At 72.9% G+C, this 12,021-nt stretch carries 7 protein-coding genes; 2 read left to right on the forward strand and 5 right to left on the reverse strand.

Annotated elements, in window-relative coordinates:
* Positions 1-30: 30 nt before the first annotated feature.
* Complete coding sequence (gene eccD / locus KGQ19_RS02470; RefSeq protein WP_212007383.1) at positions 31-1,419, reverse strand: type VII secretion integral membrane protein EccD; 1,389 nt, start codon at positions 1,417-1,419, stop codon at positions 31-33.
* Positions 1,420-1,599: 180 nt separating this feature from the next.
* On the opposite strand from eccD, the gene eccCa reads away from it, so the two are divergent.
* Together eccCa and mycP are read left to right on the forward strand one after the other, a co-directional pair.
* Complete coding sequence (eccCa, locus tag KGQ19_RS02475; protein ID WP_212007384.1) at positions 1,600-5,631, forward strand: type VII secretion protein EccCa; 4,032 nt, start codon at positions 1,600-1,602, stop codon at positions 5,629-5,631.
* A 5-nt stretch (positions 5,632-5,636) separates the two neighbouring features.
* Entirely contained in the window at positions 5,637-6,809 is a 1,173-nt protein-coding gene (mycP, locus tag KGQ19_RS02480) for a type VII secretion-associated serine protease mycosin (protein WP_212007385.1), read from the forward strand.
* 73 nt (positions 6,810-6,882) lie between these two features.
* On the opposite strand, the gene KGQ19_RS02485 is transcribed toward mycP, so the two are convergent.
* The 4 genes from KGQ19_RS02485 to KGQ19_RS02500 all read right to left on the reverse strand — a co-directional run bounded on the left by KGQ19_RS02485 (position 6,883) and on the right by KGQ19_RS02500 (position 11,839).
* Positions 6,883-7,611 carry a sigma-70 family RNA polymerase sigma factor gene (locus tag KGQ19_RS02485; protein ID WP_212007386.1) on the reverse strand — a complete coding sequence of 243 codons (729 nt, stop codon included), beginning with the start codon at positions 7,609-7,611 and terminating at the stop codon, positions 6,883-6,885.
* A gap of 170 nt (positions 7,612-7,781) precedes the next feature.
* The gene (locus KGQ19_RS02490) at positions 7,782-10,748 is read right to left on the reverse strand and encodes a helix-turn-helix transcriptional regulator (protein ID WP_212007387.1); all 2,967 of its coding nucleotides are present in this window, start codon (positions 10,746-10,748) and stop codon (positions 7,782-7,784) included.
* Positions 10,749-11,019: 271 nt separating this feature from the next.
* Positions 11,020-11,364, reverse strand: coding sequence for a hypothetical protein (locus KGQ19_RS02495; protein ID WP_212007388.1), 345 nt, complete (start codon positions 11,362-11,364; stop codon positions 11,020-11,022).
* Positions 11,357-11,839, reverse strand: coding sequence for a YbaB/EbfC family nucleoid-associated protein (locus KGQ19_RS02500; RefSeq protein WP_212007389.1), 483 nt, complete (start codon positions 11,837-11,839; stop codon positions 11,357-11,359). Before KGQ19_RS02500 ends, KGQ19_RS02495 begins: the two co-directional genes overlap by 8 nt.
* Between the last annotated feature and the right edge of the window lie 182 nt (positions 11,840-12,021).

Below are 12,021 nucleotides of genomic sequence, written 5' to 3' on the forward strand. Positions count from 1 at the left end.
GCTGGCGTCTCCTTCGGCGTTTCGCGGCGGTCAGCCGGCGATCGAGCGGGCCCAGTGCAGCACGCCGATGAAGGTGAGCAGGAGCGGGAGCGCGCCGATCGCCGCCAGGTACTCGCCGAGGTCCGCGGCCCGGCCCCAGTGCGGCAGCATTCTGCGACCCGGTACCGCGCGGGCCAGGACGGCGAACACGAACGCGGCGCCGAAGGCGAGCGCGCAGCCGAGGACCGCCCGGTGTGCCGGCGCGATCGCGGCCATCCGCACGGCGCCGAACAGCGCGATCACGTAAGCGCCGGAAGCCAGCATCGTCAGCCGCTGGCGGATCCCGGTGAACACGCGGGCCCGCAGCAGGAGCAGCGCCGCGATCGTCAGGGCGAAGGTTGCCGGAGCCCAGCCGCCGGCGAGCACCACCGGCGTCAGGCCGGCGGCGCAGATCACTCCCGCCGCGGCCAACAGCGTGCTCTGATACAGGTCCACGAGCGCCGCCGAGTCCAGCGCGCTGCGGCTGGGCACCGGCTCGACGTCGCGGTCCAGATCCTCGCGGTCGACCGGGATCATCGGCAGGTGGAGTCCGGCCAGCCGGAAGGCCGCCAGCGGGATGGACAGCGCGAAGACGACGGCGAGCAGCACGACGAGCGCGCAGGCGTGGGCGATCGGCATCGTCCAGGCGACCGCGAGCAGGCCGGCGATCGTCGCGGCGGTGCCCAGTACCGAGAGCGCGACGAGCGCCGGAACCGCCGCGCGGGCCGCGATCAGCGCCACGAACGCCACCGCCGTCCCGCCCGCCGCCGCGCACAGCAACCGGCTTCCGCCCAGGTCCGCGGCGTAGTGCTGCTGGCTGGGCACCAGGGCGCCGGCGACCGTCGCGTAGAGCACCGAGGTGCCGCTGAACAGCGCGCTCAGCGTGCTCTCGCCCAGTGCCCGCGAGGAGGCGATCGCCGCGATCAGCAGGAGCCCGGCCAGCGCGGCCGAGCTGGCCAGGCGGTCGGTGACCGGGCCGGACAGCAGCAGGGGCAGGACGGCCAGGGCGAGCGCCCCGGCTGCGAAACCGATGAGCACCCGGCCGGTGATCGCCGGGCGCCACGGGTCCGAACGCGCGCGGATCCCGGTGGCGATGCCGTCGATCAGGTCGTCGAAGTCGATCTCGGGCAGGGCGTCCAGGCGCGGCCGCAGATACAGCGTCTCGCCGTCGAGCAGCCCCAGCTCGGTCAGGGTCCGCTCGTCGTCCAGCGGCCCGCCGCCGGCCCGCTGCAGAATCCAGCCGTCGTGGCCGAGCCCGGCGTCGGCGAGTTCTGATCCCAGCAGGCTGAGCACCGTCGGAAGCAGGGCGACCAGCCGGACGTCGGAGGGCAGCGCCAAAGCGGCGCGCCGCTTGTCGGCGACGATTGTCAACCGGCACATGTCGGCTATCGTCTCGCTCATCCGGTCGTTTCTCCCTGTAGTTGACACCTGGCACGGCGCGCCAGCAGCATCGGCGAGTATGTCTGGACCAGATGGCGCGCGCCACCGCCGATCACTGCAGTTGGAAGGGGAGAAGCGGTGAGCACGATCATCCACCGCCGTGTTCCGAGACGGGCAGCGCCCCCGATACCTCAAGGCGAGATGAGCTTGCAGGAGCCGCCGACGGTTCCGGATCCGGCCGGGATGAGCATGGGCTCGGCGCTGACGATGCTGCCGATGGCCGCCGGGTCCGGTGCGATGGCGATGATGTTCCTGCAGCCGGGGGCCAAACCGGTCAACTACCTCAGCGGCGGCCTCATGGGGGTGTCCTCGCTCGGCATGGTGGTCGCGCAGCTCGGGCGCGGCGGCGGGGCGAGCAAGAAGAAGCTGAAGGCCGAGCGGCGCGACTATCTGCGCCACCTCGGGCAGATGCGGCGGCAGGTGCGCAAGAAGATCGGGGCCCAGCGCAGTGCCCTGATCTGGCGGCATCCGGACCCCGAGGGCCTGTGGTCGGTGGCGATGAGTTCGCGGCGCTGGGAGCGGACCACCGGCGACGACGACTTCGCCGAGATCCGGATCGCCACCGGTCTGCAGGCGCTGTCGGCGCGGGTCGTGCCGCCGCAGTCCCGGGTGGTGGAGGACCTGGAGCCGTTGTGCGTCGGAGCCCTGCGCCGCTTCGTCCGGGCCTACAACACGGTCGCGGACGTGCCCATGGCCTTGCACCTGCGCGGATTCGCGCGGGTCAGCCTGTCGGGGTCGCCGGCCGACGTGGACGGGCTGGTCCGCTCCATGCTGCTCCAGCTCGCCGTGTTCCACAGCCCGGACGACGTCCGCATCGCGGTGTGCGCCGGCGGCCCGGCCCGCGAGCGCTGGCGCTGGACGCGGTGGCTGCCGCACGCGCTGCACCCGCAGGAACGCGACGCGGCCGGCCAGGTGCGGATGATGAGCGATTCGCTGACCGAGGTGGAGCGGCTGCTCGGCGGTGAGGACTTCCGGGACCGGCCCGGATTCGAACCGGGTGCGCAGCCCTCGGCGCGCGAGCCGTTCACCGTGATCGTCCTGGACGACGTGACCGTGCCCGCCGATCACCGGGCGATCCAGTACGGGTACCGCAACACCGTGCTGATCGACGTCAGCGGAGCGCTGGGCCGGGTGACCGATCCGGCGACGCTGCGGCTGCGGGCCGGTACCGCGGCCGGTACCGCCGACGGCGCGGGGGCCAAGCCCGTCCGGGACAGCGGCCAGAAGCAGGCCGCCGAGTCCGCGGCCGGGAACGGGTATCAGGCCACTGACGTCGGTGCTCCGGTCCTGTTCACCGTCGTGGCCGACCGGACCGGTCACGACGTCCAGACCGCCATCGGGCGTCCGGACACGGTCAGCCCGGCGCGGGCCGAGGCCACCGCCAAGGTGCTGGCCCCGTACCGGACCTCGGCCGCCTCGGTCTCCGGCGGCCCGGCCGAGGTCGACATCGAACTCACCGGCCTGCTGGGCATCCCGGACGCGGCGGCCCACGATCCCCTGGCCTACTGGCAGCGCAGATCGCCGCGTGCCCGGCTGCGGGTGCCGATCGGCGTGACCGAGGCCGGGGTCCCGGTCGAGCTGGACATCAAGGAGTCGGCGCAAGGCGGCATGGGCCCGCACGGCATGCTGATCGGCGCGACCGGTTCGGGCAAGAGCGAGCTGCTGCGGACCATCGTGCTGTCGATGGCGCTGGCGCACTCTTCGGAGACGTTGAACTTCGTGCTGGTCGACTTCAAGGGCGGCGCGACCTTCCTGGGCCTGGACGAGCTGCCGCACGTCTCGGCGGTCATCACCAACCTGGCCGATGAGCTGCCCCTGGTGAACCGCATGCGCGACGCGCTGCACGGCGAACTGGTGCGGCGTCAGGAACTGCTGCGCTCGGCCGGCAACTACAGCTCGGTCCTGGACTACGAGCGGGCCCGCGCCGCCGGGGCGGACCTGGCACCGCTGCCGTCGCTGTTCCTGATCGTCGACGAGTTCAGCGAGCTGCTGGCGGCCAACCGGGAGTTCCTGGAGCTGTTCGTGGTGATCGGCCGCCTCGGGCGCAGCCTGGGCGTGCACCTGCTGCTGGCCGCGCAACGTCTTGACGAGGGCCGGATCCACCAGGTCGAGGGGCACCTGTCCTACCGCATCGGGTTGCGGACGTTCTCGGTCGCCGAATCCCGGGGCGTGCTGGGCGTCGGCGACGCCTATGAGCTTCCGGCCAGTCCGGGGCACGGATTCCTGCGCTTCGCCACCGACCCGCTGACCCGGTTCCGCGGGGCCTATGTCTCCGCACCCTACGTCCCGGCTGAGTTGGAGCTGGCGCAGGAGATCACCGAGCACTACATCGTGCCCTACGACACGGTCTATGTCGCGCCGCGCGGCCCGGCGGCGGCGCCGGAGCCGCAGGACGGCCAAGGCGAGGAACCAGCGCCCTCCGCGCAGCCGAACCAGGAAACGCTGCTGACGGTCCTGGCCCACCGGATGTCCGGCGCGGGACCGGAGGCGCACCGGATCTGGCTGCCGCCGCTGGGCGTCGCGCCGACCCTGGACGGCCTGTTGCCCGAACGCTGTGCCGCCGGTGCCCTCGGGCATTACGACCCGACCGCGGTGGCCGAGCTGACCGTGCCGGTGGGCATCGTGGACCGGCCGTTCGAGCAGCGCCACGACCCGCTGACGGCGGACCTGTCGGAGGCCAAGGGCCACGTCGCGGTCGTCGGCGGACCGCGCAGCGGCAAGTCGGCCCTTATCCGGACCCTGATCTGCGCGCTGGCCGCCTGCTCGTCCCCGGCGAACGTCCAGTTCTACTGCCTGGACTTCGGCGGCGGCACTCTGGCGTCCTTGGCCGGCCTGCCGCACATGGGCAGTGTCAGCGGCCGTCTGGACGCCGACCGGGTGGCCCGCACCCTCGCGGAGATGTCCGGTCTGATCGCCGCCCGGGAGCGGGTGTTCGCCGAGGCGGGCATCGACTCGATGGCGACCTACCGCAAGCGCCGTGCGAACGGCGACTTCCCCCAGGACCCGTTCGGCGACGTGTTCCTCGTCATCGACGGCTGGTTCACGCTGCACCAGGACTTCGAGCATCTGGAGCCGACGGTCCAGGAGATCGCCGCGCGCGGCCTGTCCTTCGGCATCCACCTGGTCGTGGGGGCGGCCCGCTGGACCGAGGTCCGGCCCTGGCTGCGCGACCTGCTGGGCACCCGCTTCGAACTCCGTCTCGGCGACCCGCAGGAGTCCGAGATCAACGGCCGCGCCGCCGCCGACGTCCCCACCGTCGCCGGGCGGGGCCTGACCGAGGACCGCATGCACTTCCTGACAGCGCTGCCCCGGGCCGACGGCCGCCCGAGCGCCGAGGACGTCGGCGAGGGAACCCGGGCGTTCGTCGAGGGCATCGCGGCGGGCTGGAGCGGCCCGGCGGCGCCGCGGGTCCGGATGCTCCCGGAGATGCTGCCGGCCGCGGCGCTTCCGGCCCCGGACGGCGATCTGCGCTTCGCCCTCGGTCTTGACGAGGCCCTGCTCGAACCGGTCTACCACGACTTCGAGCAGAACCCGCACCTGCTCGTGTTCGGCGACACCGAGACCGGGAAGACCAACACCCTGCGCCTGGTGATCCAGGCCATCGCCGCCCGCTACCGGCCCAAGGAAGCCCGCGTCCTGCTGGCCGACAGCCGCCGCGACCTGTTCGACGCGATCCCGACGGCGCAACAGCTCAGCTACGCGGTCACCGGCGCGAAGCTCGCCGAACTCGTCGCCGAGATCAAGCCGTCGCTGGAGCGCCGGGTGCCGGACGCGGACATCGACCCGGTACGGCTGCGGCAGCGCGACTGGTGGACCGGCCCGCGGCTGTTCGTGGTCGTGGACGACTACGAGCTGATGGTCGGGCCGACGGGCAGCCCGCTGGCGGGGCTGCTGGAGCTGCTGCCGCAGGGTGTTGAGATCGGGCTGCACCTGGTCATCGCGCGCTCCAGCGCGGGCGGGGCGCGGGGGATGACGGACCCGGTGCTCCGGCGGATCTGGGACCTCGGCGCCAGCGGCGTGCTGTTGTCCACCTCGCGGGACGAGGGGACGTTCCTGGGCGAGGCCGTGCCGCGGCGGCTGCCGCCGGGGCGGGCCCAGATCGTCGGACGCAGGCACAAGCCGATCCTGGTGCAGACCGGATTCTGCGCCGAGCCTGAGCGGGAGCTCAGGTGAGGGGAGTGAGGGGTGGCCGAGGTGGGCGGGCCGGCGCCGGCCTGCTGGCCGGCGGAACAGTCCTGACCGCCCTGACCGCCACCCTGATCGGCCCCGGCGCGCCCGGAGCCGCCGCGGCCACGGCACAGAACTGCCAATCCCCGGCGAAGACCGTCATCGCGACCCTGCCCTGGGCCCAGACCCTGCTCGCACCGCAACGCGCCTGGCAGTTCACGACCGGGGCGAACGTCACGGTCGCCGTCATCGACTCCGGTGTCGACGCCGGCGTCCCGCAACTGAAGGGCCACGTCCTGCCCGGCCTGTCCCTGGACACCGCCGACGGCCCGGCGACCGCCGACTGCCTCGGCCACGGCACGATGGTCGCGGGCATCATCGCCGCCCAGCCGGTCTCCGGCATCGGTTTCGCCGGCGTCGCCCCCGGCGCGGTCATCCTCCCGATCCGGGTCTACAGCGACACCGGCACGACCAGCTCCGAGGACATGGCCAAGGCGATCGTCGCCGCCACCGGAGCCGGAGCGAAGGTCATCAACATCTCGGCCGTCGCCCAGGCCTCCAGCCCCGACCTGGCCACGGCGGTCCAGTACGCCCAGGCCCACGACGTCCTGATCGTCGCCTCCGCCGGCAACGACAACCAGCAGGCCGACGAGGTCACCTACCCGGCGGCCTACCCCGGCGTCATCGCCGTCGGCTCGATCACCGCCGCCGGCACCGTCGCCCAGACCTCGGAGACCGGCGGCTTCATCGACCTGGTGGCGCCGGGCGATACGATCCTCAGCCTCGGCATCGGCGGCCCCGGCCACGTCTACGACTCCGGGACGAGCTTCGCAGCCCCCTTCGTCGCCGCCACCGCCGCCCTCGTCCGCTCCTACTACCCGACCCTCACCGCACCGCAAGTGAAAGCCCGCCTGGAGACCACCGCGGACCACCCGGCGAAAACCCTGCCGGACCCCCAGTACGGCTGGGGCGTCATCGACCCCTACCGCGCGGTCACCGCGATCCTCACCCCGGCGGCGGCACCCGTGCCGGGCGCGATCCCCCTGCCCCAGCTGAACGTGCATTCCCCGGCCAGTGCCCGCCACCTGTCCCTGGGATTCGCCGGCGCGGCCGGGGCGCTGGTGGTCCTGGTCCTGACTTGCTCGCGGTTGCTGGCGCGGGGGCGGGAGCGCGGCTGGCGTTAGTACCGCGCGGCGTCATCGCGGCAGATGAAGCCGGTCACGGTCGGCGCCGGCCAGCGAGAAGTGCGGTCCGCGCTCAGCTGCCGGCCGCGGCTTCGTCGAGCGCCAGCCGCAACGCCCGTAGCGCGTGGTGGACGCGGGACTTCACCGTGCCCTCGGGTACGCGCAGGTCGCGGGCGGCCTGCGGGATGGTCCGGTCGAGGATGTAGACGTACATCAGGGCCGTGCGGTGTTCCGGGGACAGCCGGGCCAGTCCTTGGAACACCACTTGCCGGTCCAGGACCAATGCGAGAGCGTCGCCGCCGGGCCCCGACATCCGTTCCAGGGGCTGGTCGTCGCATTCCGGGGGGCGCGCCGCGCGGGCGCGCAGTGAGTCCATCGCGATCCTGCGCGCCACCGTTTGCAGCCACGGACCCAGGGATTCCGGCTCGCCGCGCAGCGACGCGGCGTGCCGCCAGGCCCGCATCATCGTCTCCTGGACCAGGTCCTCCGCCAGTTGCCGGTCCCCGCCCGTCCAGCGCGACAGCAGCCGGAACAGCGGGCCCGAATGGGCACGGTGCAGCCTGCGCATCCATTCCTCGGAAGGGGCGGGGGGCTGGGACGGGATCGGGATCCGGTTCGACGCCGGGCTTGCCGAGTGCGGGGCACCGGTCGGCGGTGCGACGGGGCTGTCGGGCGCCGTCGCCCGCTGACGGGGTATCCGCGGGCGCGGTTGCCGGGCGCCGCTGTGTTCGGCAGTCCCATGGGCCCGCGCCGTCGTGGTCGTCGTAGCTGTCGTGGTCGTCGTAGTCGTCATGGTCGTCATGGCGAATCTCCCGCCTGGCCTCGTCCGTTTCGTCACCTTGAGTCTCGGGCGGACGGGAGGCCGGAGACATCCGGCAGAATGACTGGCCGTGGGCCGCAGACATCCGTGAGTCTTACTTAGGGAACCGCCAGAAGCCCTGGCCACGGCCTACGTGAGGTGGTTCCGGCGCCTCAGTGCTGCGCGACCCGTTGGCCGGTTCCGTCGGTCACTCCTGCGCTCTCGGCGCTCTCCGCGATCTCCGCGATCTCGCGACGGGAACCGGCCTGCAGCTTGGCCAGGATGTGGGACACGTGGGTCTCGACCGTGCGCCGCGAGAGCAGCAGGCGTTTGGCGATCTCGGGATTGGACCAGCCGGACCGGACCAGGTCGGCGACCCGGGTCTCGGTCTCGGTCAGCGCGGCCCAGCCGTTCTGGGGGCGGCGCCGGGTCTTGCGGACGCCGGGACGGACGCCGTGCGGGCGCAGGCGGGCCGACGCGCGCCGGGCGTCCCAGACCGCCCCCAGCCCCTCGTAGACGGCCAGTGCCTCCGCGGCGGCCGACCGCGCGTGGTCGACGCGCTCGGCGGCGGCCAGCAGCACCGCGGCGTCCTCCATCGCGTTGCCGTGCTCCAGCCGGCGCCCGGCCGTGCGGTAGGCGTCGGCGGCGGCCAAGACCAGGTCGGGGTCGGAGCCGATCAGACCGTGGCACCAGTCGCCGGCGGCGACGGCGCGGGGCAGCGGGTTGGCGCGGGCGTCGATGCGGGCGGCCTCGGCGGCCTGGCGCGCGGTCGGGAGGTCGGCGGTGTCCAGGGCCAGCCGGACCAGGTGCGGGAACATGGAAGCGCGGTCGTCCATGACGGCGTACTCGGGGTCGAGCAGAACCCTGAGTTCGGCGGCGGCGGCGTCGGCGCGGCCGGCGCTCTCGGCGGCGAGCGCGCGGGCCATCAGCAGGTACCCGCCGTTGTTGGTCTGGTACGCCACGGTGCCGGTGGCGTCGGGCAGGGCGTGCAGGTGCCGGTTGGCGGTGCGCCGGTCGTCGCGATGCCCGGCGATGAGCGCTTCGACGCCGTGTACCACCGTGGGCAGGTACTGCACGAACGCGTTGCGGGTGGGGTCTGCGAACGTGGCCAGTTCCGCGCGCGCGTCGTCCCACCGGCCCTGCTGGTATGCCAGCTCCCCGGCCAGGACGATCAGGGAGTTGATCCGCGGGGTCCCGGTCCGTTCGGCGAGCGCCCGCGCGGTCCGCATCCGTTCGGCCGCCTCGGCGAACCGGTCGAGGTTGATCAGCGCCGCGGCCTGGTTCGCGGACAGCAGCAGCCGCAGATCCGTCAGCTCCGGCTCGGCGTGGATCACGGCCAGGGCCTGATCGATGGCCTCGACGGTGCCGGTCATGTCACCGCGGGCGAACCGGGACATCGCCATCGTGTGCAGGGCGTATCCCGCGGTCATCGGATCGGGGTCGGGGCCGCCGGCGGCCAGGATCCGTTTCGCCGCCTCGGCTGCCTCGTCATAGTGGTCCGCACTCAGACCGGCCATCGCCGCCAGGACGCCGAGCCTGGGCTGCCAGACCGGCGAGGCCCGCGGGTCGGCCACGGCCCGGGCGATGAGGTCGTGGGCTTCCCCGAGCCGGTTGGTGCGCATCAGCGTGTAGCCCAGGAACCACACGGCCTGACCGTGGCGCTCGCGCGATGCCGGAGCCGCCAGGATCCGCCGGGTGGACTGTTCGGCCTGCTCGTAGCGGGCCATCAGGAACGACAGCGCGGCCAGGTGGTCCTCCAGGACGTCGCGCCGCGGGTCGTCGTGCGCCGCGTTGCCGAGCGCGTGCCCGATGAGCTCGGCCGCGACGTCGGGGGCGCGGCGGGACAGGCCGGCGGCGTTCTCGGCCAGCCAGTCCAGCTCCCAGCCGTCGGCGGCGTCCGTCGCGGCGAGCAGCAACTCGGCCACCTTCTCGACCGGCGCGCCGCCGGCCGTCAGGGCTTTGGCGGCGTCCCGGCGCAGGGTGACCCGCAGCGGGCCGGGTATGGACTCCTGCAGGGCCTCTCGCAGCAGCTCATGCCGGAACCGGAGCCGGATCCCCTCCGATTCCAGCACCCCGGCGGCGATGGCCTCCTCCATCGTCGGGGCCAGGTCCAGGGCCGAGCGGCCCAGCACTTGGGTCAGCTCCGCGACGGAGAAGTCAGCGCCGAGCAGGGCGGCGGTCCGCAGCACTTCGCGCGTGTCGGCGGACACGAAGTCGATGCGGTCGGCGATCGCGGACGCGAGCGTCCGCCAGCTCTGGCGGGCGTGCAGCCCCCGGCTGTCCGCCGCCTGTTCGGCGTCCGGTCCGGCCACGTCGGCGAGCTCTGTGACCGGGCCCGACGGCGTCGCGATCCGGACCCGGGCCAAGGCGTCCAGGAGCTCGCGCACGTAGAACGGGTTGCCGGCGCCCAGCTCCAGCCGCTCGGCCAGGGCCGGTCCCGGCGGCGCGCCGGTCACCCGGCGGGTGAGTTCGGCGACCGCCTCGCGCGGCAGCCGGTCCAGGGACAGGACCGATCCGTATCGGGCCTTGATCTCCCGCCGGAGCCGGACCAGATCGGTCCGTCGCGGTACCGGGCGGCAGGCCCCCACCAGGAGCAGGGGCAGCTGTAGTGTCGCCCGGCACAGGTGGTGCCACACCAGCAGGCTGGCCTCGTCGGCGCACTGCAGGTCGTCGACCGCCATCACCAGGGGGCCGTTCGCGCAGAGCCGGTCCACCAGCTCCAGCAGCCGCTCCACGCCGGCCATCACCGGATCGCCGCCGACCAGCGAGACGCTCCACCCGCGCGCGGTGGCCTCGGCGTCGTCGTCGGCGCGCGGCGGGGACGGACTGCCGCCGTACTCGCCGGTCGCCGCCCACACCCGCAGCGGGTCCGGGGAACGGGGGTCCACGCCGAGGGCGTCGAGCAACACAGCGAGCGGGAATCGCTGTCGAAGTTCGTCGCAGGTGCTGTGGGACACCTCGAAGCCGGCCCGCCGCGCCTGGTCCCGAAGCACCGCGACCAGCGTGGACTTCCCGATCCCGGCCTCGCCCTCGAGCAGTGCGCAGCCGCCGCGGCCGTGGGCCAGCCGGTCCAGGAAATCCTGGAACACAGCGAGTTCGGCATCCCTTGCGACCAGACCGTCCAGCGAGGTCGGCGTCACTCCCCGCCTCCTGGACGCCGCGGGGGGAGATCGCGTCGGTCGTCCGGGGCGGGGGCGGGATCGAACATGGCCCCACATTAGCCAGTTCCGCTGTGCGGTGTGAGGGTTCTGCGAGCGGTTCCGGTTCCGGGTGAACGATTCCTTGATCGAGCGCGTAGCGGCCGGGAGCGCGGTCCGGACAACGATGGCGAGACCTTCCAGGTGCCGCAGGGCCACGGCCAAGCGGGTTCGGGCCTGGGCCGATCACCGGGACGCGGCGAGTCCTGATCCGCTACTTCGCCGGGGTCGCAGGGTCCTGCGGCTGCCGCAGGTTCCTGGCGATGTCGCCGGTGGCGTCCTCGGTCTGGGTGAAGCCCAGCACCGTGGTCCGGACGCCGTCGTGCATGCTCTTGATCGCGTCGCCGGTGCTGGTGATCCCGTCTTCCATCTGCTGGGTCAGCGGCAGGTACTTCGTCGCGAAGGTGTTGCCGGTCTTGTCATCGCCCCAGCAGCCGTTGTACTCCTTGAGCTGGTCGACCAGCCCGCTGGCCAGGCTCCGCATCTGGTCCATGACGTACTGGATCGGCGGCATGGCCTGGTTGATCATGTCGGTGTCGACGGACAGTTCGTCAGCCATGGTTTCCTCCGAGCATGTGCGAGGCGGACCGGCCGCCGTCGATGTAGTCGCGGACCACTTCCGGCATCGGCGGCTCTTCCGGCATCGCCTGGGCCAGGTCTGTGGTGCCCTTGATCAGGTCGGCGAAGTTCAGGCCGCCGGGCAGCTTGGGCAGGACCAGTTCCTGGATCGCGGCCATCGCCTTGGTCTGGGCCTCCTGCGCGGTGGTCAAGATGAGCTCGGCCAGTTCGGCGGGCGGCAGCCGCTTGTAGGCGCCGGTCGGGAACTCCAGGGCCTTCAGCTCGCCCTGCGCCCCGACGGTCACCTTGACCACCTGCCGCGGCGCGGTCGCCGAGGAGGCGACCTCGCGCATCTTGCGCTGGATCTGGCCGGCCTCGGCCCGCCGCTGCCGGTACTGCTCGAGGAGCTGGTCGACGTCCTCGGGGAAGGCGTTGAGATTGGACATGGCCCGCTGAGCCCTTTCGGTGGGGGACATCTGCTCTTCGAATCTACGAGCCCTGACGCAGGAGTGTTCAGGCTGAACACAGGCCTGTGCCCGGGTGAACATCACCGGATACCCGATCGGACGGCCGGGGCCGGACGCCGGACGGCGTGCCGGTCCGGTGTCCCGGCCGCGGCCAGTGCCCGCGGCGTCGGTGCGGATCAGGGGACTGATAA

The organism is Catenulispora pinistramenti, from assembly GCF_018274385.1.
Taxonomy (GTDB): Bacteria; Actinomycetota; Actinomycetes; order Streptomycetales; family Catenulisporaceae; genus Catenulispora; species Catenulispora pinistramenti.